Genomic DNA, 24220 nt, shown 5'->3' with positions numbered 1-24220 from the left:
GAGGTTCGGTGCGCTGTGCCGGGCATGGACGGTACTGCACTCGCCCCGCAAGAGAAGCCGAGGGTCTCCATTACCTACTGCACGCAGTGCCAGTGGCTCCTGCGTGCAGCCTGGATGGCCCAGGAACTGCTCTCCACCTTCCGGGACGATCTCGGGGAGGTCGCCCTGATTCCCGGAACCGGAGGCGTATTCGTCATCGCCTGCGGCCCCGACACCATCTGGGACCGAACGCTGGATGGCGGCTTTCCGGACGTGAAGGCCCTGAAGCAACGGGTGCGGGACCGGGTCAGTCCGGCGCGCGATCTCGGTCACGTCGATCGCCCATGAGGGAGCCCGAGCCGCATTCCGGCGATGGCACGCACGTGCCCGGTGGCTTCCCACCCGAGCGGACGCGGTTCGGACGATTCCGGCGGCGCTCGAAGCGTCTCGGCCGGCTCATTCCCGATCTCTGGCGCCGGGACGTCTCGACACAGGTCTACCTCATCGCCCTCGTCGTCGCGCTGATCGGGCCGGGCCTCTTGTTCACCGCGATCCTGCTCGTTCGCTACGCCGGAACCGAGCGGGCACGCTTCGAACAGGATGCCCGCGAGAACGTCCGGAGCATCGCCCTATCGGTGGACCGGGATACGGCCGGCCTCGTTTCCGTGCTCCAGACCCTCGCGACCTCGCCACGCCTGAGGGATTCGGAGTTCGCGAATTTCGACACGCAGGCGCGCCTCGTCCGCGACGCCGTCGGTCTCGACCTCCTCCTGCGCCGGCCCGACGGGCAGCAACTCGTCAACACGGCGGTTCCCATTGGCGCACCGATGCCGAAGGGGAGCCTGCCATTCGACCGGGAGATCACGGCGGGCGGGCAACGGGCCGTCGTGTCCGGGCTGCTGCACGGAGCGACTCCGCGGGCGGCCACCTACGCCATTGCGGTTCCGGTGATGCTCGACACCGAAGTCGCCTACATCCTCAGCTTCACCGCGCCCGTGGGACGTCTGCAGGCCCTTACCGCCCGCGAGAGCATCGTCGGCTGGACCACGGGCATCTCCGACCGGGACGGGATCGTGCTCACCCGCATTCCCGATGCGGACGCCATCGTCGGTCAGCCACGCCTGGCGACCCTGCGGCAGAAGCAGACCGGTACCCCGGGGGTCTGGGAGGGCAAGGACCGGGCGATGCGGCCCGTCACCGTCGTCGAGGCCCGCGCCCGGCTCACCGGATGGACGGTGGGCGCCGTCATCCCGCAATCCCTCGTCGAGGCACGCCTGCACGGCTGGATCTGGGCGTTCTGCGGCTTCGGGCTCCTCGTCCTGGCGACCTCGTCGGTCCTGGCCGTGAGCCTGTGGTCTCGGGTGGCGCGCCCCCTGCGGCGCCTGGCGGCGACGGGGCCGGCCCTGGCGCGCGGCGAGGCGATCCCGCGCATCACCTCGCCGATCAACGAGATCCGCAGCCTCGGCGAGGTCCTCGCCGAGGCCTCCGAGCGCCTGCGGACCCGCATTACCGAACGTGACCGGGCCCTGGCCGAGACCGAACGCGGCTTGAGCGCCTTGCGGGAAAGCGAGGCGCGGTTCCGGCACATGGCCGATTCGGCGCCGGCCCTGATCTGGATGACCGACGCGTCGGCCGAGATCAGCTTCACCAACATGCATTTCGAGCATCTGTTCGGTGCGGCGGCCCACACCCTCGCGGGCGACGGCTGGCACCGGATCGTCCATGCCGACGATCTGCCCGGATTCTCGGCCCTGTTCCGAGAGGCGTTCGAGGCTCGCCAGCCGTTCCGCGGCGAGGTCCGCGTCATTGACCGCACGGGGCGCATCCGCTGGCTCCGCTGCGAGGGCGTGCCGCGCCAGGACGATACCGGGGCGTTCCTCGGCTACACCGGATGCAATGTCGACATCACCGACGCCAAGCGCGCCGAGGAGCATCTCCTGCTCCTGATCCACGAACTCAATCACCGGGTGAAGAACACCCTCGCCACCGTGCAATCCATCGCCGGCCAGTCCCTGCGCCGGCTCGAGGGTGAGGACGCGGCCGCCGCGCGAGCCGCGTTCGAGGCACGCCTCCTCGCCCTGGCGCGGGTTCACGACGTGCTCACCCGCGAGAGTTGGGAAGGCGCCGAACTCGCCACGGTGGTGGCCGACGCCATCGCACCGCTCGATGCGTACGGGCCGAATGGCGATCCGCAATCTTCCCGCTTCCGCGTCACCGGACCACCCCTGCGCCTACCGCCGCGCTTCGCCCTCTCCATCGCCATGGCGCTTCACGAACTCGGGACCAACGCGGTCAAGTACGGGGCACTGTCCCGCGAAGGCGGCCGTGTCGCGATCGCCTGGTCGGCGATCCGGGATCCGGAGCTGCGCCTTCACCTCCGTTGGAGCGAGAGCGGCGGTCCGCCCGTCGTACCACCGACCCGGACGGGATTCGGCTCCCGCCTGATCGAGCGCAGCCTCGCCCGTGATCTCGCCGGAGAGGTCAAGCTTCACTACGCGTCGGACGGCGTGGTCTGCACCATCGAGGCACCGGTGCCATCCCCGACGCTCATGGAGCGCAAGGCCGGACTTGTTCTTCCGGCTGTCGACATCCCCTTGCCCGGCCCTGTCGGAACGGACGCGGGCGGCATCGCAGCACGGGCGTGACCCCGAGGGTCGATCACATTCCTGCGATTCTTGTACGGCTCCGAAGCGACGCCGTGATGCCAATGCATCGCAAAGGCTTGGGGAAATGGTTTATCGGTATTTACCTCGCCCTATCGCAATTCGATTTGCACCGCACAATGGTAGCGATACACAACCTGCCAATACGTTCTGAGCGCTGCATTGCAAGATTAAGCACAACTCAAGGATAGCTGCCGAACTCGAATGCAAGTCGATTGATGTCCATGCCTTCAGCGTTTCTTAACTGGGGGACACTAATTTTTAGGCACCACCAACAGGACGCCCACGATGCTCGGTTTTCCCCTCGCCAGGTCCACGAAGACCCGAGCCGCGTCCGAAGAGCCCGTGGCCGCGATGCCGGCCTTGGACGATGCCCGTCTGGTACGCGCGGTCGAGCGCCTGATGACGACGCAGGACCGCGATGCCATCGATCTCCCTGACGGTCTTCTGAAGACCGCCTTGGGCCAGGTCCGGGTCGATGCCGATCGAGCCACGCTCCGTGCCCTCGGCAGCACGGCCCGCCTGGCACGGGAGGCGTCCGAAGCCGCCACCAACACGGGGTGGATGACCTACGACGTCGGCGAAGTGGCCCGCGCGACCCAGACCATCGCGGGTGCGACGGAGGAACTCGCCGCCTCCATCGCCGAGGTCGCCCAGACCTCCGACACCGTGGTCAGGGTCGCCGACGATGCGCTGTCCGCCATGCAGACCTGCATCACCGACGGCAGCCAAGCCCGCAACGCGATGCAGGAGATCGAGGGTCGAACCGTCCAGATCGCCGACCGCGTCGTGGTGCTGGAACGCGCCATCGCCCAGATCGAAGTGATGGCCACCGCCATCGCGGCGATTTCGAGCCAGACGAACCTGCTCGCCCTCAACGCGACCATCGAGGCGGCACGGGCCGGGGAAGCCGGTCGCGGATTCTCGGTCGTCGCCGCCGAGGTCAAGTCGCTGTCGGCCCAGACCGCAAAATCCACGGGCGAGATCCGCTCCCTGCTCAACACCCTCACGGTCGAGATGGGCTCCATCGCCCAGGCGGTGAGCGAGAGCCGCGTCGCCGTCGCGACGGGCCGCAACATTGTCGATGGTCTCGAGACACGGGTTTCGCAGGCCAACGAACGGATCGGTGAAGCGAGCGACCTCAACCGAGCCATCGCACACATGCTCGGACAGCAGCGTCAGGCCACGGCCGAAATCTCCAGCAGCGTCCAGAACATCGCCGGCAAGGCCTCGAAGACCCACGAGGAAATCGAGCTGATCACCAATCGCCTGGTGAAGGCCGAAGCCCTTGGGCAGACGGCTCTGGCATCGAGCGGTCATGAGCCGTCCACCTATGCACTTGTACGCCTCCCGGCGGATATCGGAGCCTGGAAGCGCAAACTGGCCCGAGTCTTGGTGGGACTCGCCGAACCCGACCGCGGCCTCGCAAAGCTGCCGTGGAACAATGGAGCGAGCCTCGGCGCGCTCCTGCGGACCGGTCCCCTCGGCGCTCACCCCGCTCTATCGGACCTTCTCAAGTCCGAAGCCAAAGCCCTGGAGGAGGCTGAACGGATGATCGCAGCCCTCGCGACGCAGAATTGGGACGTCGGGACGCCGGCCTATCGGGGTGCGACGGATGCGATGAAGGCGATGCTCGCCACCACCCGGACCATGCTCGGAGAAACCGAGACCGCGTAATACTGTTTCCGTCTGATTGACGCGGCGGGGATTCCCGCCGAGCGGAGTGATGGTTAGGGTTTGGGCCATGTCTCATGGAGGCGAACCCAGCTCACATCGTCGATCATCTATGTTTTGCGGAACTGGGTCGGCGTGCTCGAACCAGCGACGACCCGCGCGCGGCGCGGCATTACCAGGCGATCTGGCTTCTGGCGCAGAGCAAGCCGTTGGCGGAGGTCGCGGCCACGACCGGTTTCGTGCAGCGTTGGCTGGAACAGTTGGCCAAACGCTACAATTAGTTCGGTCCTGATGCGCTGGGCGACTGGCGGCTCCGCAAGGGAACCGCCCCGCGACTTCTGCCCCCTGATCTTCTGGACAAGCTGTCGCGTACGCCTCGCTAGGCCTCCGCCCGATGGTGGGCCCTGGAGTAAGCCCACGATCGCAGCGTGGATGGCAACCGAACTCGGGTTGATCTCGGTCTACCCGCAGCGCGCCTGGGAGGCGCTGCAGGCGATCGGCTGGTCGATCCAGGCACCACGGCCGAGGAACCCGGCTCCGAGTCACAGACCACCCTCAAGAAACTCGCCGCCACCCTCGCCGAGGAAGAGGCACGCCACCCCGGCCGGCCGGTCGCGCTTTTCTGCACGGACGAGCACCGCGTCGACCTGAAGCCGATCACGCGCCGGGTCTGGCCGCCGCGCGGACGACGGCCGATCGAACCCGGCCGTCACCGCTACGAATGGCTCTACGTCACCGCCTTCGCAGCGCCCGCCAGCGGCGAGAGCCACTGGTACGTCGGCAACGGCGTCTCCAAGCCGCTCTCAGGGCCTTCTGGCGCTGTTCGCCCTTGAGGTCGGGGCGGGCGAGCGACGCACCGTTATCCCACTTCTCGACGGGGCCGGCTGGCACTCGGAGCCCGGTCTGCGCGTGACCAGAGGCCTACGCCTGATCTACCTGCCGCCTGCCGCGCCCGAACGCCAGCCCGCCGAGCATCTCTGGAGGCTCGGCGACGAACCCATCGCCATTGATGACGAGCCCGGTCGTCGCCAGCATCCTGAAAGGACCGCGGGCCGTAGCTGTCAGATTGCGTTCCTCGCCTGATATCCGTTCCAGCCGCACGCGCCGACAGGTTGATCACACCTGCTGCGCGCGCTCCGTTCCAACACCAAGACCGCGGCTGGCACCGGTTCCGCGTGGCGATCGAGGGCGATCCACTCATCCTCCGATACCATCCTGGCTTCATCCTTCCGCAGGACTGTGCGGCGTTGGCGGCGCGATCTCGCACGATCCGAAGCGCTCACGAGCCCGTCGGAATTCTTCCGGTCGAAACGGAGGGCGGGTGCGCTTCGATGGCGCGGATCCCGCCCGCTCCTTACCCCACTGCCGGGACGGTCACGAAACTCACCACCGCGCCCGTGATCGCTGCATTCAAGGCCCGATACGGCGAGATCCGCACCACGTGGCGGCGGTTGCCGTCACGGATCGTGGGCTGCTCGATCTCGCGCTCGATCTCCTTGCCGTCGGTCAGGACGCGGGTGAGGTCCTCCGCAAGGTCAGGGTAGGCCGGACGTACGGCGAAGTCGGTCAAGGGCCGGCCGCGGTCGCTGTCCTGGATCGGGATGAACCGCGCCACCGCCGGCGTGAAGGTGCGGATGATGAGGTCGCGGTCGAGGAACACGATGGCGAGGCCGCTGGCGTCGAACAGGTTGCGGAGATCGCTGTTCGCCCGGTCCAGGACGTCGATCTTACCGCTCAATTCGTGGTTGACCGTCTGCAGTTCCTCGTTGAGCGATTGCAGCTCCTCTTTGGAGGCTTCCAACTCCTCGTTGGTCGATTGCAGCTCCTCGTTGACCGAAACCAGCTCCTCGTTCGACGACTTCAGCTCCTCGAGGGCGGTCTCGTATTCCTCGATCAGCGTCTGCAGGCGCTCGCGGGTGTCGCGCAACTCATGTTCGAGTTGCAGCGCGTCCGAGCCGGGCTTCGGCCGCGCGTCGCGTTGCTCGGCGTCGCTCCGGCTCAAGGACGGCCCTTGATCGTGGAACAGCACGACGAGGAGCGGATCGGCACCCTCGCGCAGGGGTAGCGGCTCGACGGTGATCGAGACGACCTGGATACGCCCTTCCTCGCCCTCGACGGCGATATCCGAGCGGAAGGCGGGGCCGTGCGACTCGATCGCCTCGCGCAGGGCCGAGCGTAGATCGAGACGCAGGCCCCGGCGCGCCAGGGTCAGGAGCTGGCGGCTGGGCAGCCCGGCGGGCGCCTCCAGATACTTTCCGGTGCGGGTGGAGTAGTGGACCACGTCGCCCTCGCGGTCGACGACGACGTGGGCCGGGGCGAAACGCTCGACGACGTGGCTCTCGACCGCCTGCCGCACGGACGCGCCGGATTCCGGATTGAAGGGAGGCGGGCGCACGGCTTGGCCGGAGCGCCGCGCGAACGGGGCGAGTTGCGTGCCGTTGATCGCGAGCGGCAGCGCGGCGCCGGACCGCTCGGTGTCGCGTGCCTGGAAAATGCGGTGCTTCTTGTCGATCGGCGTGAAGAGGTCGCCGAACTGGCTGACGTTCTCGGCCGTGCCGAGGAAAAGGTGCCCGCGCGGGCGCAGAGCGTAGTGGAAGATCGGGATCACCTGCGCCTGCACGACCGGGCCGAAATAGATCAGCAAATTGCGGCACGAGACGAGATCGATACGTGAGAACGGTGGATCGCGGATCACGCTGTGGGGCGAGAAGACGCACAATTCGCGTACCGCCTTGACCACGACGTAGGAACCGCCCTCGGCCGAGAAGAACCGACGACGGCGTTCGGGCGAGACGGTGTCGAGAAGCGCCTCCGGGTAGCGTCCGGATCGGGCGACGGCCAGGGCCGGATCGTCGATGTCGGTGGCGAAGATCTGTACGCGCGGCACGGCGCGCAGGCCGTCCATGTGCTCGCGCATCAGCATGGCGATGGAGTAGACCTCCTCGCCCGTGGCGCATCCGGGCACCCAAACCCGGATCGTGTCGCCTGCTCCGCGCCCCTCGAACAGGCGGGGCAACACCCGCAGCTTCAGGGCCTCGAACGCGTCGCCGTCGCGGAAGAAATTGGTGACGTTGATGAGCAGGTCGCGGAACAGCGCGGTGACTTCGGTCCCGTCCGCACGCAGACGCTCGACGTAGTTCTCGATCCGGTGGAGGCGGGCCACCTGCATCCGGCGCTGGACCCGCCGGGCAAAGGTCTTCGGCTTGTAACCCGAAAAGTCGTGTCCGACTTGATCGCGCAGCAAAGCGTGGATCTCGGACATGGCCGCCTCGGCGGCCGCCGTCTCCAACCCCTCGATCACACCGAAGCTGCGGGCGTATTCGGCGAGTTGGGCGCCGATGGCGTCGGCCGGCAACTCGAAATCGACGAGCCCGGTGGCGATGGCGCTGGCAGGCATGTCCGGATGACGCGGCACCGTGCCGTCCGATCCTTGCGCGAAGGTCAAACCGCCACGCTCCTTGATCGCCTTGATGCCGAGGGTCCCGTCCGTGCCACCGCCGGAGAGGACCACGCCGACGGCGTATTCGCCGTAGGCCCGTGCCAAGTCGCTGAAGAACAGGTCGATCGGGTTGCGCTCGCGCTGAACCGGGTCGTGCTCGCGCAGTCTGAGACGGCCATCGGCGATGCCGAGCAGCATCCTGGCCGGAAGCACATAGATGCGCCCCGGCTCCACCGGCATCCCGTCCTCCGCCACGATCACCGGGAGTTTGGTGAAGCGGCCAAGCACCTCATGCAGCAAGCTTTCTCTGTCCGGGCTGACATGGGTGACGACCACGTAGGCAAGGTCGCCGTCGAGGCCGAGGCCGGAGAACAGCGTCTCCAGCGCCTCGATTCCACCGGCCGAAGCGCCGATGCCGACCACAGGGAAGCGCGCGGGCCCGATCATCACGCGTCTCCGACGGGGCGCACGTGCTCGCCGGGCACCCTCGACCGGGGCGCCATCATGACGCCCGCGACCGGGCAAGGATCTCCCGCGACCGTTCCGTGGTTTCACGCGCCGCACGGATCACTTCGGCGATCTCGCCCGACAACTGGCGCGCCCGTGCCAGTTGCCCGGGCCGGGCCGACTTGCGCAGGCTGTTCAAACGCTCCGCGAAGGGTACTTCCATCAGGGGAATGCCGGCGGCATCGGCGATGACGAAGGCGTAGGGCAGTGGACTGAGCCCCTTGCGCGCGAATTCCGCCGCCATGTCGGGGATCGAAGCACAGACTTCGAGGTAAGCGGTGTCGAGGTCGGCCAGGGCGAGGCCGTCATCGTCGGGGTCGAGGCCGGCCGGCGTACGCAGGTGGAAGTGGAACTGTGGCAAGAGCGGGCTCGCGATGGTCTGAGCCGCACGGGCGGCGTTACGGCAAAAGAATGCTAACACAGGTCATGGCTCGATGACCTTACCTGGATCAGGTGCGGCGCAGTTTCCGCGTTCCGCACATGGATGGAAGTCGGAAACGGAGGACCGGACCGTGGATCACCCTCTGATCGCCAAATTGGAGCAGTTCAGTCGCCTGTCCGACGAAGATCGGCGGACACTCGAGATCCTCACCGAGGGCCCGGTTCGCCGCTTCGCCTCGCGTGCGGACATCGTCCGCGAAGGTGAGGCCCCGCGGGCAGTGCGCCTCATCCTGTCCGGGTGGGCCTGCCGCTACAAGCAACTCCCCAACGGACGTCGCCAGATCGTGGCTCTTTTTTTGCCCGGCGACCTATGCGACCACAACGTCTTCGTGTTGTCCGAGATGGATCACTCCATCGGAACACTGAGCCCCGTCGCGCTCGTCGAGATTCCGCCGCCCGCGTTCGAGGAGATGATGACGGCCCGTCCACGGGTCACGCGGGCGCTGTGGTGGGAATCCCTCGTGAACGCGGCGACGCAACGCGAGTGGATCCTCAACCTCGGCGGGCGGGACGCGGTGGAGCGCCTCGCCCACCTGTTCTGCGAGCTGTTCTATCGCCTGCGCGGGATCGGCCACATGCAGGACGGAGGCTGCGATCTACCATTGACGCAGACGGATCTCGCCGAGGTCGCCGGCCTCACACCCGTCCACGTTAACCGGACCCTGCAGTCCCTGCGTCGGCAAGGACTGCTCGAACTGAGGGGGCGCCGCCTGACCATCCCGGACCTGCCGGCCCTGGAACGCGTCGCGTCCTTCAACCCGAACTACCTGCATCTTGACCGGGTCGGCGCGCGGTTCGATGCCTGAATGGGCGGCCGGGTGATCGAGCGCGCGCGGATTTCGCGTCGGTGAGTGGGTTTCCCGTTTCCGTCCGCAACGCGAGGACGGCATCCGACCTCGCTTCAGGCCCGGCGCTTATGGTTCGCCAATTGTGCGGCAACCGGAAACGGCGTCGGTGCCGCCGCCAGGATCGGCTTCCACGTGGCACCCCATTCTTCGAGCGGAACGGGAGCGGAGCGGTGGACCAGATCGAGGAAGGCCAGGCCGACCTCCGCCGTCGCACGCTTCACCAGCGGATTCAGCGGTCCACCGTTCCTCAACGATCGGTCGGTGAACACGCTGTGCGAGCCGCCCTGGAACACCACGAGGGCCTTCTGTTGCGTCGGGATCGCCGCATAGACATCGAGGCGGTCCTGGACGGGGGAGTAGCGACCGGGAATGCGGATCGTGTCTTCCGTCGTGGTCACGTGGAGCGTGGGAACGTCGACGGAGGCAAGGACTGCCGCGAGGTCGGTCTCGCCGTAGAAGGGCGGGGCCGAGATGACGATGCTGGCCGAGAAGCGCGGGTCGCGGAAGCCGAGGAGCTTTCCATCGCGCACCACCTGGGCGCCGGTGAGGATCAGCGTGGTGTTGGCCCCGTAGGAATGCCCCGCCGCGACGATGCGCTTCCGGTCGATGGCGGCGTGGAAGGGATTGCCGCGCTGGAGCAACTGGTCGAGGCCAAAGCTCACGTCGTGCGTCCGCTCGATGGCCTCGCGTTCGTCGGCCGCGCTGTCGAGGCGGTCGAGGAGCAGGATCGGGTTGCCCTGCCACAAGGTCTGGTCGCTTCCGACGTGCTGGATGTGAAGGCTCGCCGTGCCCTGCGCCGACCATGCTTCGCCGAGGTAACTGTAGCCCATCCGCGAGCCACCGAGGCCATGGGAGAACACGATGAGCGGCACCGGCCCCTTTCGGGCCGAGGCGCCCGGCCAGTACAGCCGCGCCGGTACCACGCGGCCGCGTGCGGGATCGACCCATTCGAAATCGACGAACCGGGTCACGTCCGATGCCGGCGCCGACACGGCTGGAAGCCCCGAGAGCAGCCCTCCCGCACCGGCACCGAGCAGCATGGCGCCGACGCGACGGCGCGTCAGGCCCCCGTTGCCCGTGCGTGGGCCCACGGGACCGGCCGGCGATACGGGGGCGACATCGTCGGCGTGGGTCACGTTAGCCTCGGGCCTGTAACGAGCTTGGCCTCTTCCGAAACCCTCGCGGCGGCGGAATGGTGGGGCCGGATCCGCGGAAGGGATTCGGTCAACTTCACGGCCAAGGTGAACGCCGAAGGCGACGCGGTCTACAGCCGCCGGTGCCGGGCGGTGTGCTCCCGCACCGGCTGTGTCGGAAACGGGTGACAGGCCGGCGAGCGCAACCCAGGCGCGACCGGCAAACCGTCTGTCCGAGCCGGTCCGCCAGCCCCGGAACTCCACGGTGCACAGGGCCGATGCCGGAGGCGCTTTCGTCAAGGTGTCCTAAGCGTTTGATACGCAGGTACCATATTTCCTTGAGGCGATTCGGAACTTGCCCGGGTGCGGTCCGTTGGACGCCCGCTGCCACCCTGGCGGCGGGGAGCGAAGCGGACCCGTGACGTCTGGCGTCGACAGACATGAACTCCGGCAGATCATCGCCGGCCTCAGCGAGGGCGTGATCCTGGTCGAGCCAGATCAGTCGATCACCTACGCCAACGAGGCCGCGTTGGCGATGCACGGCGCCGACGCCCTGGAAGAACTCGGCGCCACCGTGGACGCCTACCGCGAGCGCTTCTCCCTCCGCTATCGCAACAACCGTGCACCCGAGCACTACCCGATGGAGCGCGTCGTTTCGGGCGAGACGTTCCACGATGTCGTGGTCGACGTGAAGCGGACCGACCGTCCGGACGTCGCCTTCGTGCACTCCCTGCGAAGCCTCGTGGCCACGGACCGGGAGGGACGTCCGAGCTGCCTCGCCCTGATCCTCAAGGACGTGTCCGATCAGTTCGAGGCGGAGGAACGATTCGAGAAAACTTTCAATGCCAATCCGGCGCCCGCGGTGATCACCCGGCTGTCGGATCTGCGCCACGTCAAGGTGAACGCCGGGTTCCTCGAAATGACCGGGCACACCCGCGACGCCGTGATCGGCCGCAACGTCTACGAGGTTGACGTGCTGGCCGGTGCCCGCAGCCGCGACCTCGCCATTGCCCGGCTCAACGCGGGCGGCACCATTCCGCAGATGGAAGCGTGCCTGACCCTGCCCGATGGCGGGACCCGCTTCGTCATCGTCGCCGGGCAGCCCATCGAGATGGGTGACGAGCCCTGCATGCTGTTCACCTTCGCGGACCTCGAGTTGCGCAAGAAAGCCGAGACCGCCCTGCGGCAGAGCGAGGAGCGTTTCGCCAAGGCATTCCAGCTCACGCCCGTTCCGACCATGCTGTGCCGGGCCGATGGCTTCTCCATCACGGGCGTCAACGAAGCCTTCAGCCGGGTGTTCGGCTACGGACAGGACAAGGTCACCGGCCGCACCCCCGAGGAGATCGGCCTCTGGGTCAACGAAGCCGCCCGCGTCCGATTCGAGGCAGCACTGACCCGAACCGGTTACGTGCTCGGGCTGGAGACCTGCCTGAGCTCCCAGGAGCCCAGCGAACTCGACTGCATGATCTCGGCGGAGCGGGTGACCATCGCCGACGAGGCTTTCGTGCTCATCGTCCTGCAGGACATCACGGAGCGCAAACGCTCCGAGCGCGATCTGTTCACCGCCATCGAGGCGGTGATGGCCGACACGTCGTGGTTCAGCCGCGGACTCATCGAAAAGCTCGCGAACCTGCGCCAGCCGGGTGAGCGGACTGGGGACGATCCGACCCTCACCCTCACGGTCCGAGAGCGACAGATGCTCGGCCTCGTCTGCTCCGGACTGAGCGACGACGCCATCGCCAAGCGCCTGAACCTCTCGCGCAACACGGTCCGCAACCACACCGCCGCGCTCTACCGCAAGCTCGGTCTTCACAAGCGCTCGGAGGTAATCGTGTGGGGGCGCGACAACGGATTTCCGAACCCCACCGCCCCGTAACAAAAAGCCAAGATACCAGTACATCCGTATTATTGCGCCAAGTCCACGAAGGTCCATCTGACCATCGTGACCAGTGCATCGCCCTTGGGGACGGACATGACCGATACGCGCAAGCCGACCTTTGAGAAGGAGAAGAATTCCGTCGCCAAGGCGTCCATCAAGGAGGCCATCGGCAAGCTGACCGGTGATGTGAAGGTCGAAGCCGAGGGCAAGGCCGAAAAGACTTCCTCCGAGTCCGAAGGGACGCCCGAGGGCAAGTCCGGCTCGGCGCGCTCGTCGTAGCCCGAATCGCCAGAAGCGAATGCTTCCAACGCAACAACAACCAACAGGATGAACATCATGGTCGATACGGACCGCGCGACGGGTGCTGCCCGGGAACTCGCCGGAAAGGCTCAGGGCACCATCGGTGATCTCATCGGGTCTCAGAGCGACTCCGTCGAAGGCCGCTTCCGCGAAGCGCAGGGTAGCGCCGAGAATCTCTACGACCAGGCGAAGGATAGCGTCGGGCATGCAGCCGACCAGACGCAGGCTTACGCCGAGCACGCCTACGAGAATTCCGGCCACTACCTTCGCGAAGGCCGGCGTGCCGTGGCCCACCGAGTCGAGGAAAGCCCACTCGTCGCGCTCCTGATCGCCGGCGCCGTCGGCTACGGCCTCGCCCTCCTGATCCATTCCCGTCGCTGATATCCGGCGCCGCCGCGTGGGACGCCCTCGGCAAGACGCGGGGCATCCCGGGCGATCAGGCGAAGACGCAGACCGACGACGACCAGAAGCAGGACGACGGCGCCGTGGCCGACCGCTACGACGCGCGTCGCGCCTGATCCCTTCGGCCTCGGTTCCCCGGGGCCGGACCCTCCGCCGGTTGGGATCGACCGGTCCGTTCACCCCCTCGCAGCACAGGAGTTTTTTCGATGAGCAGCACCACCGACAAGATCAAGGGCCTGGCCAACGAGGCCGTCGGCAACGTCAAGCAGGCCGCTGGCAACGTCACCGGCAACGACAAGCTCGTCGCGGAAGGCAAGGCCCAGGAACTGAAGGGCGAAGCTCAGAAGACCGTCGGCGACGTCAAGGACGGCGCCCAGAACTTCGCCGACAAGGTCAAGAGTAAGATCTGATCGTGCGCCTCGTGGGACGGCATCGCGCCGTCCCGCCCTTACGATTTGCCCATTGAAGTTGCCTGTCCCGATAGGAGCCGACCATGAACAGCGACCAGTTCCGAGGCGCCACGCGCCATCTCAAGGGTCGGGCGCAATCGACCCTCGGCGGCATCACGGGTGATCCCGCGCGTCAGGTGCGCGGCGCCGTCGATCAGGTCGCCGGAGGTGCGCAATACGCCTACGGACAGGCCCGCGACCGTGCGGAGGATTGGATCGAGGACGGCAGCCACCTCGCTCACGAGGCACGCCGCCGCGGCGAGCGCCTTCTCGACGACGGCAGCCGCTACGCCCGCGAGACCCGTCGCCGGGGTGAGGCTTACGGGCGACAGGCGGTCGGTTACGCCGACGCCAATCGCGGCGCAACGGTGCTGGCCCTGGCCGCGTTGGCCTTCGCCGCCGGTTGGCTGCTGCGCCCGTCTCGCTGATCCAGTCCTCCATCCTAGTCCAAGGTCTCGTCGTCGCCCGCCCCTTTCGGGCCCGACGTGCCACCGAGACGATCCCGTTCAGACGAAAAGGACACCACCATGAGCAAGGGCTACCCCTCGATGACCGCCCTTCTGGGTCTGCTGGCTGTCGCCGGCTACCAGAACCGTGACAAGATCGCCGAGCTGCTGAAGAGCGGCAGCGCCGGTGCCGCGCACGGCACCGTTCCGCACGTTCCACAGGGCAGCGGGTCGAGCAACCTCGGGAATCTCGGCAGCCTGCTCGGCGGAGTCGGTACGGCCGGCGTCGGTGGCCTCATCGCCAGCGGCTTGAGCGAACTCGTCGACCATTTCACCAAGGGCGGCCATGGCGAGACGGCGAAGTCCTGGATCAACCAGGGCCAGAACCGCGACGTCCCGGAAGCGGACCTCGAGAAGGCCATCGGCGCCGAGACCCTCGACGGGCTTCAGAAGCAGACCGGGCTGAGCCGGGCCGACATTCTCTCGCGCCTGTCGCGCGACCTGCCCTCGGCCATCGACCGCTACGCCCAAGACGGCCGCCAGCCGGCCTGACGTCCCGCAGGGCGCGTGAAGGGCCGGCGCAGAAGCGTGCCGGCCCTTCACGCGGGACGGTCACGCCGACGCGACGGACCTGTCGCTCAACCCGTGCCTTCGATGAGGTTGCGGATTCGGGCGGCCAGTGCTTCGAGGGCGAACGGCTTGACCATGACTTGCATGCCGGGCGCCAAGTGGCCGTGGTTGAGGGCCGCATTCTCGGCGTAGCCTGTGATGAAGAGAACTTTCAGGCCAGGCCGCGAGAGTTGCGCCGCCTCCGCCATCTGCCGGCCGTTCATGCCACCGGGTAAGCCGACATCGCTGACCAGAAGGTCGATGCGCACATCCGATTGCAGCACCTGCAGCCCGGAAGCGCCGTCGGCCGCCTCGATGGCCGCGTAGCCGAGATCCTCCAACACTTCTGTGACGAGCATCCGGACGGTCGGTTCGTCGTCGACCACCAGCACCGTCTCGCCCGCCCGCGCCCGTGCCGCCTCGGACAGATCCGGGACCACCTCCACCCCTTCCGCCTCCCCGAGATGACGGGGCAGGTACAGGCACACCATGGTGCCCTCGCCGGGCTCGGAATAGATCCTCACCTGCCCGCCCGATTGCTTGGCGAATCCGTAGATCATGCTGAGCCCCAAGCCGGTGCCCTCCCCCATGGGCTTGGTGGTAAAGAACGGGTCGAAGGCCTTCGCGACCACGTCCGGCGTCATGCCGGTGCCGTTGTCCGAGACGCAGAGGGAGATGTACTGGCCCGGCTCCAGGTCCCGCTCGCGGGCGCTGCGCGAGTCGAGCCAGCGGTTGCCGGTCTCGATGACGATGCGCCCGCCGTCCGGCATCGCATCGCGCGCGTTGATGCACAGGTTGAGGAGCGCGTTCTCCAGTTGGCTCGGATCGACATGGGTCGACCACAGTCCTGCCGCCCCCACGACCTCGACGGAGACCGCCGGCCCGACGGTGCGGCGCACCAGCTCCTCCATGCCCTCCACCAGACGGTTCGCATCGATGGGCTTCGGGGCCAGGGTCTGACGACGCGAGAACGCCAGAAGACGATGGGTCAGGGCGGCGGCGCGGCGGGCCGCGCCCTGTGCGGCGGCGATGTAGCGCTCGATATCGCCGACCCGGCCCTGGAGCAGTCGGGTCTGCATCAGCTCCAACGAACCGACGATGCCCGCGAGCATGTTGTTGAAGTCGTGGGCGAGGCCCCCGGTCAATTGCCCGACGGCCTCCATCTTCTGGGACTGGCGCAGGGCCTCCTCGGTCCGCATCAGCTCGGCCGTCCGCTCGACGACGCGCTGCTCCAGGGTCTCGTTGAGGCTGCGGAGCTGCTCGGTGACGCGCTCGCGCTCGGCCTCGACGGCGCGTCGCTCCTCGACGTCGATCAGGACGCCCGGAAACCGCAACGGCGTGCCGTCCGGAGCATGCTCGACACGCCCGTTCGCCTCCAGCCAGTAGTAGAGCCCGTCCGCACGCTTGGTGCGGTATTGGTGCGCGTAGGGCCCGCCTTGCGCCAACGCCGTGCCAATCGCCGCCATCAGGGCGTCTCGGTCGTCCGGGTGCACGGTCTCGATGACCTGGGCGAGGCTCAGGCCTTCGCGTCCCACGGTGGGATCGAGGCCGAAACTGCGGGCGAAGGCCTCGTCCACGCTGAAGCGGTCGGCGGCGAGATCCCAAACCCAGGTCCCGATGATCGCACCGGCGGCCAACGCCAGTTGCACGCGCTCGACGTTCTCGCGGGCCACGGCCTCGCTGGCGCGCAGGGCGTCCTCGGCCGCGCGCCGTGCCGAGATGTCCCGGAACAGCACGGAGACCTGGCGCCGGCTCGGCGGTTCGATCCGGGCGGCGGAAACCTCGATGTGGCGCCCGGCGGCCGGAAAGGCGCGCTCGAACCGGATCGATTCGCCCGTCCGCAGGACGCCTCCGTAGAGGTCGAGCCAGCCATCCGCCTCGGCGGCCGCAAGATCGCGCAGGGTACGGCCGACGATGTTCGGGATGCCCGTATGGCGCTCGTAGCCAGGGTTCGCCTCGACGTGGACGTAGTCGCTCGCAGGTCCGTGCGGCCCGTCGAAGAACTCGATGATGCAGAAGCCGTCGTCGATGGCCTCGAACAGCGCGCGGTACCGTGCCTCGCTCGTAGCCAGCGCATCGCGGGCATAGCGCTGTTCGGTGATGTCGCGCGCCACGCCGGAGAAGCGGACCGGACGGCCGGTGCCGTCGCGCTCGATCTCGCCCCGGCGGGCGATCCAGCGGAGTTCCCCCGTATCGGGTCGCCGGATCCGGTACTCGACGTCACGGATCAGGTCCCCGCGCCGGCGGCTCTCCGCCGTCGAGACGAGGTGTGAATCCTGCGGGATGATCAGAACCTCGAACGCCGCCGCCGGATAGGTCGCCCGCTCGGGCAAGCCGTAGAGGCGGCAGAATTCCGGCGTGGTGTAGAGGATGGCGTCGTCGATCCCGACGGAGAACACCCCGATGCCGCCGGCTTCCTGCGCCCGGCGCAGACGCGTCTCGGTCTCTTCGAGGGCGGTGCCGATCCGGTGCTCCTCGGTGCGGTCGCTCAGGACCTTCACGAGGCCGATGAGGTCGCCACCGGGATCGCGCAGTGGCGTCGTCTCCCCGGACGCCCAGAACCGGGACCCGTCCGCCCGCAGATACCAGCGCTCGCTGTCGGCACGGCTCTGGTCATGGGCACGGCGCCGCTCGGCTGCGGGGTGGCCGGACAGGACATCCTCCGGCGTGAACAGCCGTTCGATCGCTTGGCCCCGGATCGTCTCGCGGGTCCAGCCGAAGATGCGCTCGGCGCCCGTATTCCAGTCGGTGACGCGTCCGTCCGGGTCCATGCCGATGATGGCGATGCGGGTGGTACTGTCGAGGATCGCTCGCGCGTGCCCCTCGGCCTCTCCCGGCCCAGGCGGGGAGATCCCGGACTCCGGCACGGTCGTTGGGTCTTTGGCCCAGGGCACCTGCCCGTGCACCTGAGCACGCAACCGCGCGGCTTCCTCCGCGAGGGCGTCGGCACGCTGCAGGAGTTCGGCAGCCTCCGGACCCGTCATACGGACGAGCTCGAAGGGGCGCGGCGGATGACTTGAGCAGCGAGCGGTTCGGACGGGCACGGCCAAATCTTGCACCCCGCGTCGATGCGGCCGGCCGTGGGACGGGAATACGGTGGCAAGCGAATATCGGAGAGTGGGCGTCGTTCCATAGGCGTCTCTTGCCGCAAAACAGACTTGCGCTCCAGACGGCGACGCCATGGGTCGGCCGCAAAAAGCCGCCGCGACAGGTTCGAGGCCGCCTGACCGTCAACGGCGACCGGAAGTGGCCTACGAAGATTCACGGAATCTTCGCCCGCAGGGCACACGCGAAGATGGATATAGGGGCAATACGCTCGGATTGTTCTACGGTCGAGATCACATCGCTGTACGCCAGCACGGATTTATGCGTTGCGGGCTTCCGCGTAGAGACGCTCGCATCGGTCGAGCCACAGATTCTGGGTAAAGTTTTGTCGCACGCGCGCATGCGCGATTCGGCGAGGGATCGCGAGAGCCTCCGCGATGGCACCGGCCAGGGCGACCTCCAGGGCGTCCTCGTCGCCGGACGGGGCGAAGGCCCCCGCCTCGCCGATGACTTCGCGGGCCGCACCCCGATCGATGCTGGCGACGGGAAGCCCGCACGCCATGGCCTCGATGGCGACGAGGCCGAACGGCTCGTCCCAGCACGGCGTGAACAGGAACACGGAGGCCTTTCCGATTTCCCGCGCCAGGGATGGACCGTCGAGGTGCCCGCCATAGCGGATCGCGCCGCCGAGTAGGGGCAAGACCACGCCTTCCCAGTACGCGGTGTCCTCCGTCGAGCCGAACAGGGTCAGGGCGATGCCGGCGCGCCGTGCGGCTCGGATCGCCAGATGCGTGCCCTTGAAGGGGGTGATCCGGCCGCACCAGACCGCGCTTCCATCGCCGTGGTCGCGATACGGCCAGGCCGACGGATCGACGCCGTTGTGCAGCACCGAGACCTCCGGTGGGCTTCCTTGCGGAAACCACGCATGCATCTGGCCGTGCGACGTGGCGGTGATGCGGTGCGCGGGCGAGATGCTGTTCTGCACGAACCAGCGCAGGGCGTCGTAGGGCGGAACGTGCAGCGACGTGACCGTCGGCACGGCCCGCGTCCGCCGCTGTTCCAGGGGCAGGCGGCTCAGGCTGTTGTTGTGCAGGACATCGAAGCCACCGGCGGCGATGCGGTCGCAGGCTGCCGCATAGCCGGCGTCGAGATGGGCGATGAGCGCCGGATTGCCGGTGTGCTCCTCGCCCGGGAACGACTTCTCCTGATGCTCGGGCAGCACCGGATCGATCGCGAAACGCCCGTCGCTGTCCCCCGAGGCGAACAGCACGACGTCGTGGCCGCGCGCCCGGAGCCCCTCGGCGAGGTGCCAGCTATGGGCCTCCATGCCCCCCCGGAACGGCGGCGCGATGGGCTGGCGCACATGCGCCAGGAGGGCGATCCTCATGCGGCCGCGGGCTCCGTACCTGCGGGTTGCCCGGCCGCGATTCGCGCATCGAGGATGCGGATGACCGAGGCGGTGTTGGTATAGGGCTGGTGGCCATGCTGGCCCGTGAGTGCGCGATCGTCGGCATCCGGTTCGCGCAGGATGCGGATCGGCTGGCCGGGCGTATCGTCGATCAGGCCCATGAGGCGGAAGGCGTAGAGCCAGTGGCCCATGGTGCGGTAGCCCCACTTGGCCTCGAACAGCTCGGCGTTGCGCACCACGCTGGCGATGTGGTGAATCGGCGGCATATGGTGCGGATGGTACTGGTGATAGACCAGCGCACCCTTCAACCACGCAATGGCGATGCCGCGTTCATCCAGGGTCTTTCCGAAATCCGTGTCCTCGCCGCCGTAGCCGGAGTAGCGCTCGTCGAAGCCGCCGAGCCGCAAGAAAGTCGCGCGCAGCATTGCGAAATTCAGCGACCAGAAGCAGCGGTAGTCGCCGCAGACCTCGATGCCCTCGGCCGGTGGTCCGCGCCGGTCCGAGTGCTTCTCGGCGACGGCCGCGAAGGCCTCGTAGGTCCAGTCGCCCAGGGTGGCACCGGCCGGGAGATAGAGCACCTCGCCCATGAGCAGGCCGTCGAATTCTTCGAGATGACGGGTGTAATCCGCGACAAGGGACGGCGCCGGGATGCAATCGACGTCGAGGAACACGATCACCCCGCCCGACGCCGTCGCCACGGCGCGGTTGCGCGCGGCCGCCAGGGGCAGCGGATCGCCGGCCATCACGATCTGGCGGATCGGGAACGGCGTCTCCGGCAAATCGTAGGGCTGCTCCTGCATGCATGCGACGATGAGTTCGTCCGGCATTCGGGTCTGGCGCATCAGGCCCCGCACCACGTTGGCGAGATGCTCCGGCCGCCCCTTGGCCAGCGTCACGACGGAAACGGTCGACATATTTTGCGGGTCCGAACTGGAGTTGAGCATACGATCAGACGCCGGGCGCGCCGGCCCAGAGGTCGTCGGAGAGGCTCTCGAGCCAGCCCGCGGCACGGGTTGCGGCGTCCGGCGCATGGAGCGGGCGCAGGGTTTCGCCGTCGAGGCGGCGGGCGCGGTCGAGGAGGTCGCGCCAGCCCTGGAGGTCACCGGGCCAGTTCGGCGCCTGCACGGCTGCGCCGAGACGTACGAGGGCGTCGGCCTTGCGCGTCTGCTCGCCGAAGTAGCGCCATTCCGGCATCACCACGAGCCGTCCCCCCACCCGTGCGACCTCGTGGACCGTGTTGTCGCCGGCCGAAGCGATGACGATGTCGGCGGCCGCGAGGTAATCGGTGACGGATGGGACCCAGCCGAGCTCGCGCAGGTTGGCGAAATCGGTTTCGTGACCTTCGCGATGGGTCGGTCCGAGGGTCAGCCACAGGGCGTCCGGCACGGCCCGCGCGGCAACCGTCAGCGGCGCGTAGGGCGTACCACTGCCTCCGCCTCCCGTGACGGCGACGACGATCTCGCGGTCGGGGTCGAGCCGCAAGCGGGCGCGGGCGTCAGCGCGCGACGGCACCGGATCGACGCTGGTGCACAGACCGCCGCTGTAGAAGGTCTTGGCGCGCAGGTAGGCGGGGTAGTCGTCCTGTTCCAGGCGCGGGTCGAACGGCGCGAGCATGCCGACACAGGCCTCGTAGGACCCAATATGGCCGATATCGGAGCGGTCGCCGTGCATGCGGATCTGCACGGCCGGCACGCTCGCGGCGCGGGCCAGCAGGGCGATCTCGGCCGAGACGTCGACCACGAACAGACCGACCTGCCGGTCGTCGAGGTGGTCGAGGATCGTCCGCATGGTCCGGCGGGTCTCGGCGACGCCGAGCGGCACGCAATGCATCACCTGCGGCGTCGGTTCGGCGAATAGGCGCGCCGTCGGCACGGCGGCGCCGATCATGTTGGGCAGGGCGATGATCTCGATGTCGCGCGAGAACCCGTCGAACAGGCCGGGATCGGCGGTCAGCACCGAAACCGGCCGCGCGGTGGAGAATTCGGCCACCAGGGCGCGGGTGCGGTTGGCGTGGCCGCGCCCCTGATGGTGGACGAAGAAGGCGATGGGTTTCGGCATGGGCCTCGGGCGGGTCAGGAGAACAGGCAGGTGCCGGGCCGGCGGGCGTCGGCGATCTCGGCAGGCGACGGCGCGCGCAGACGGCGGATCGCGGGCGCGTCCGCATCCCAACCGATGAGCCCGGCGTCGCGGAACTGGCCGAGCCAGTACTCCATGCACCATGTCCCGTGCCGGGCGTGGAAGCGGGCGGCGTTGCGCAGGATGGACTCGAAGTGCGGCAGGGGCGGCACGTGGACGGGGTGATGCTGGTGATAGGCGCGCGCGCCGGCGATCCAGTCGGTCGGCACGCCGGACGCGGCCAGACGCACGGCGAAATCCGTCTCCTCGCCACCGTAGCCGACATAGCCCTCATCCATGCCGCCGATCTTCGCGTAGGCGCGGGCCGGAAGGGCGAAGGACAGGCCCCAGAGTTCCTTCGCCTCGGGTTCCCGGCGCAGGCCGCTGGCGGGAATGGAGGGTTTGGCCGGATGCACCCGCCCGACCCGGTCGAGGGCTGCGCAATCGAGGTGCGGACCGATGGCGCCTTCGGGAAGGTAGAGCACCTCGCCGAGCAAAAGCCCCTCCGCCTCGGCACCCGCATAGGCCGCGACCAGCCCCGGGCCCGGGATGCAGTCCACGTCGAGGAAGATCAGGCGCTCGCCCCGCGCCGCAGCGGCGGCCCTGTTGCGGGCGGCGGCGAGCGGCATCGGCTCCCCGGGCACGTGGAGGTGGCGGACGGGACAGCCGGCATCCGGCAGATCCAGCGCGGGCTCCGGCTGCATCCAGGCGATGACGAGTTCCAGGGGGGGCATCGTCTGCCCGGCGAGCCCGAGCATGAGGTTACGCAGGTGCGCGTCGCGGCCTCGCACCAGGGTGAGGACGCTGACGCCGGCCGCTCGATCAGATGGCATGCGCCGGACTTTTCCGGAAATGGGCGACGCCCTCGATGACGCCGCGCGCATGGGTGGCGCGGGCGACGTAGGAATGGGCGAGCGCCGCGTGGCTCGCGAGGTCGTCGGAGAAATTCGCCACGATGATCGCCTGCCGTCGGGCACGCAGCATCTCGACATCGTTGCCGGAATCGCCCGCCACGAACACATCGGCTTCAGCGAGACCGTAGAGGGCACGGACGCGATCGACGGCGGTCCCTTTCGAGGCCGCCGGCGGCAGGACGTCCAGGTAGCGGCCATGGCTGTGGATGATCGTGGCCGCGAGGCCGTCCGTGTCGAGCCGCGCCTGCACCTGCCGGGCGGTGGCGACGTCCCCGAAATAGCTGAGCTTGTGCGTCCGCTGCTCCAGGGGCCCCTGCGGCACGAGGCCCGCGACTTCGGCGAGCGCCGCGTGGACGCGCGCCCGGTCCCAGCCGCGGGACACCACATCCCGCCAGGTCCGGTCGGCCGTGTAGCTCACCCCGTTGGGGTCGAGGTGATAGATTTCCGACCCCACGGAGGTGATCATCACCTGGGGTCGCGGGCTCGCCTGCTGCTCCAGGATCGCCATGGCGCTGTGGAACGAGCGCCCGGTGGCGACACCGAAGGCCAGGCCTTCCTGCTCGCTGCGCCACTGACTGAAGGCCTTCAGGCCCGCCTCGCAACCGACCAGGGTGTTGTCGATATCGCAGATGAGCAGTTGGCGCGGATCGCCGAGGGGCGGCTCGGCGACGGAAAGGGCGCGCAACAGGGCGTGATAGCGCGCGGCGTGCCGGTCCCAATCGTAGGCGGCGGCCGCCCGCGCGCCACCGGCGACGAAACGCTCGCGCAGGCCCGGCTCGTCGAGGATCCGCAGGCAGGCCCGCGCGATCTCGGAGGGCGCGCGCGGATCGATCAAGAGCCCGTTGCCGCAGGTCTCGACGATATCGTTGGGACCGCCGCTGTCCGTCGCCACCAGGGGGAGCCCTGCGGCCGAAGCCTCCAGCAGGGTGAGGCCGAAAGGCTCGTTCAGGGCCGGATTGACGAAGACCCCGCCCCGGGTGCGGGCATAGGCGTAGATCGCCGGCACGTCCTCCGGGCGGTGGGTCTTCGGATAAGCCACCCGCCCGTAGAGATCGTATCGATCGATGAGTACGAGCAACTCGCGCATGGTCTCGGCCATGCCGCCGTCGAGGTCATCGAGGTTGTCGCGGGTTCCCGCGACGAGAACCAGGTTGGCCCGGGCCTGAAGTTCGGGGCTCTCACCGTAGGCCGTGACCAGGGCGGCGAGGTTCTTGCGCGCCACCGGACGGGCGAGCGCCAGCAGTGCCGGCTTCCCGGGTTCGCGCAGGAACCGGTCGAGGGTGGCGTCCACCCGCGCGCAGGTCCGAGCCGACTGGAAGCGTGCGAGGTCGCTTCCCGGCGGCAGGACGCGAATGCGGCCGGCATCGTAGGCTGCGTAGGTCGCGTACTGGACCTCCGCTTCGTCGCGGGACGACGCGATGACGAGGGCCGCGCGCGCGAGACCCGTCTCTTCGGCCGCGATGCGGTGGTCGAGCGACGGCGTGTCCGTCGCCGGGCATCCGAGCGCCCTCGCCTTCACACGCCCGAGGGAATGAGCCGTGAACACGAACGGAATGCCGAGTCGGTCCTCGACGTTCGCCGCGACGACGGCGGCATCGGCATAATGGGCGTGGATCACGTCGGGACGGGTCGGCTGCGCCAGGATCCAGGCGACCAGAGCGTCCGACAGGCTCTCCACCTCGGCGTGGAGCGCCTCCTTCGGCAGGTAGCCCGGCGACGCGCTCGCGAGTCGCACGATGGTCACCTTGCTCGACACTGGCTCCTCGGGCACGGCGTAGGCGTCGCCGAACGCGCTTCCGAACAGGCGGGTCGCGATCACGATCCGGGCGATCTCGGTGTCCTGCGCGCAGGCCTCGACCAGATCCAGCAGGTAGCGGATATGACCGCCCGTATCCGCCGTGAGCCCGTAAGCGACATCTTCGCCACGAAGACAACCCTGAAGCGCGATATGAAGAACGAACATCAAAGG

Annotated in this window: 21 protein-coding genes; 12 read left to right on the top strand and 9 right to left on the bottom strand. The window is 68.2% G+C overall.

The window, feature by feature from the left end:
• Positions 1 to 24: 24 nt before the first annotated feature.
• The 5 genes from ASG60_RS19685 to ASG60_RS19665 all read left to right on the top strand — a co-directional run bounded on the left by ASG60_RS19685 (position 25) and on the right by ASG60_RS19665 (position 5149).
• Entirely contained in the window at positions 25 to 327 is a 303-nt protein-coding gene (locus ASG60_RS19685; protein WP_056175979.1) for a SelT/SelW/SelH family protein, read from the top strand.
• A complete protein-coding gene (locus tag ASG60_RS19680) occupies positions 324 to 2624 on the top strand; it encodes an HWE histidine kinase domain-containing protein (RefSeq protein ID WP_082531848.1) in 2301 nt (766 codons plus the stop codon). The genes ASG60_RS19685 and ASG60_RS19680 overlap by 4 nt, the downstream gene beginning before the upstream one ends.
• 306 nt (positions 2625 to 2930) lie before the next feature.
• Positions 2931 to 4319, top strand: a complete 1389-nt coding sequence (locus ASG60_RS19675) for a methyl-accepting chemotaxis protein (RefSeq protein ID WP_056387314.1) — start codon at positions 2931 to 2933, stop codon at positions 4317 to 4319.
• Between the two features lie 74 nt (positions 4320 to 4393).
• On the top strand, positions 4394 to 4597 hold the full coding sequence (locus ASG60_RS19670) for a hypothetical protein (protein WP_056387313.1): 204 nt from the start codon (positions 4394 to 4396) through the stop codon (positions 4595 to 4597).
• 147 nt (positions 4598 to 4744) lie between these two features.
• Positions 4745 to 5149, top strand: coding sequence for a hypothetical protein (locus tag ASG60_RS19665; RefSeq protein WP_056387311.1), 405 nt, complete (start codon positions 4745 to 4747; stop codon positions 5147 to 5149).
• A 521-nt stretch (positions 5150 to 5670) separates the two neighbouring features.
• Here ASG60_RS19665 and ASG60_RS19660 read toward each other — a convergent pair.
• Both ASG60_RS19660 and ASG60_RS23230 read right to left on the bottom strand, forming a co-directional pair.
• On the bottom strand, positions 5671 to 8202 hold the full coding sequence (locus ASG60_RS19660; RefSeq protein ID WP_056175967.1) for a CheR family methyltransferase: 2532 nt from the start codon (positions 8200 to 8202) through the stop codon (positions 5671 to 5673).
• Between the two features lie 55 nt (positions 8203 to 8257).
• Positions 8258 to 8623 (bottom strand): hypothetical protein, encoded by a 366-nt coding sequence (locus tag ASG60_RS23230; protein ID WP_200918890.1) that lies wholly within the window; start codon positions 8621 to 8623, stop codon positions 8258 to 8260.
• A 151-nt stretch (positions 8624 to 8774) separates the two neighbouring features.
• Here ASG60_RS23230 and ASG60_RS19650 point away from each other — a divergent pair, with 151 nt between their 5' ends.
• Positions 8775 to 9509, top strand: coding sequence for a Crp/Fnr family transcriptional regulator (locus tag ASG60_RS19650; protein WP_056304349.1), 735 nt, complete (start codon positions 8775 to 8777; stop codon positions 9507 to 9509).
• 95 nt (positions 9510 to 9604) lie between these two features.
• Here the strand turns inward: ASG60_RS19650 and ASG60_RS19645 are convergent, their stop codons facing one another.
• The gene (locus ASG60_RS19645) at positions 9605 to 10687 is read right to left on the bottom strand and encodes an acetylhydrolase (protein WP_244474362.1); all 1083 of its coding nucleotides are present in this window, start codon (positions 10685 to 10687) and stop codon (positions 9605 to 9607) included.
• 415 nt (positions 10688 to 11102) lie between these two features.
• Here ASG60_RS19645 and ASG60_RS19640 point away from each other — a divergent pair, with 415 nt between their 5' ends.
• From ASG60_RS19640 to ASG60_RS19615, 6 genes are all read left to right on the top strand, one after another.
• Positions 11103 to 12560 (top strand): helix-turn-helix transcriptional regulator, encoded by a 1458-nt coding sequence (locus ASG60_RS19640; RefSeq protein ID WP_056175961.1) that lies wholly within the window; start codon positions 11103 to 11105, stop codon positions 12558 to 12560.
• Between the two features lie 96 nt (positions 12561 to 12656).
• Complete coding sequence (locus tag ASG60_RS19635) at positions 12657 to 12842, top strand: CsbD family protein (RefSeq protein ID WP_156398965.1); 186 nt, start codon at positions 12657 to 12659, stop codon at positions 12840 to 12842.
• A 57-nt stretch (positions 12843 to 12899) separates the two neighbouring features.
• Complete coding sequence (locus tag ASG60_RS19630; protein WP_056387424.1) at positions 12900 to 13244, top strand: CsbD family protein; 345 nt, start codon at positions 12900 to 12902, stop codon at positions 13242 to 13244.
• Positions 13245 to 13471: 227 nt separating this feature from the next.
• On the top strand, positions 13472 to 13675 hold the full coding sequence (locus ASG60_RS19625; RefSeq protein ID WP_056387307.1) for a CsbD family protein: 204 nt from the start codon (positions 13472 to 13474) through the stop codon (positions 13673 to 13675).
• A gap of 83 nt (positions 13676 to 13758) precedes the next feature.
• On the top strand, positions 13759 to 14142 hold the full coding sequence (locus ASG60_RS19620; RefSeq protein ID WP_056362624.1) for a CsbD family protein: 384 nt from the start codon (positions 13759 to 13761) through the stop codon (positions 14140 to 14142).
• A gap of 99 nt (positions 14143 to 14241) precedes the next feature.
• The gene (locus ASG60_RS19615) at positions 14242 to 14712 is read left to right on the top strand and encodes a YidB family protein (RefSeq protein ID WP_056387304.1); all 471 of its coding nucleotides are present in this window, start codon (positions 14242 to 14244) and stop codon (positions 14710 to 14712) included.
• Positions 14713 to 14798: 86 nt separating this feature from the next.
• Here the strand turns inward: ASG60_RS19615 and ASG60_RS19610 are convergent, their stop codons facing one another.
• The 6 genes from ASG60_RS19610 to ASG60_RS19585 form a co-directional block, all read right to left on the bottom strand.
• Positions 14799 to 17753, bottom strand: coding sequence for a hybrid sensor histidine kinase/response regulator (locus tag ASG60_RS19610; protein ID WP_082531846.1), 2955 nt, complete (start codon positions 17751 to 17753; stop codon positions 14799 to 14801).
• A gap of 380 nt (positions 17754 to 18133) precedes the next feature.
• Entirely contained in the window at positions 18134 to 19201 is a 1068-nt protein-coding gene (locus tag ASG60_RS19605) for a glycosyltransferase (RefSeq protein ID WP_056387302.1), read from the bottom strand.
• Positions 19198 to 20136 carry a galactosyltransferase-related protein gene (locus ASG60_RS19600; RefSeq protein WP_056387300.1) on the bottom strand — a complete coding sequence of 313 codons (939 nt, stop codon included), beginning with the start codon at positions 20134 to 20136 and terminating at the stop codon, positions 19198 to 19200. The genes ASG60_RS19605 and ASG60_RS19600 overlap by 4 nt, the downstream gene beginning before the upstream one ends.
• Positions 20137 to 20170: 34 nt before the next feature.
• Positions 20171 to 21280: a glycosyltransferase gene (locus tag ASG60_RS19595; protein WP_056387298.1), complete on the bottom strand. Its 1110-nt coding sequence runs from the start codon at positions 21278 to 21280 to the stop codon at positions 20171 to 20173.
• Between the two features lie 14 nt (positions 21281 to 21294).
• Positions 21295 to 22170, bottom strand: coding sequence for a galactosyltransferase-related protein (locus ASG60_RS19590; protein WP_056387296.1), 876 nt, complete (start codon positions 22168 to 22170; stop codon positions 21295 to 21297).
• Positions 22160 to 24214: an HAD-IIB family hydrolase gene (locus ASG60_RS19585; RefSeq protein ID WP_056387295.1), complete on the bottom strand. Its 2055-nt coding sequence runs from the start codon at positions 24212 to 24214 to the stop codon at positions 22160 to 22162. The genes ASG60_RS19590 and ASG60_RS19585 overlap by 11 nt, the downstream gene beginning before the upstream one ends.
• Positions 24215 to 24220: the final 6 nt, after the last annotated feature.

The sequence above is a fragment of the Methylobacterium sp. Leaf469 genome, from assembly GCF_001424745.1.
Taxonomy (GTDB): Bacteria; Pseudomonadota; Alphaproteobacteria; order Rhizobiales; family Beijerinckiaceae; genus Methylobacterium.
This window is presented reverse-complemented; position numbering and strand designations above follow the sequence as displayed.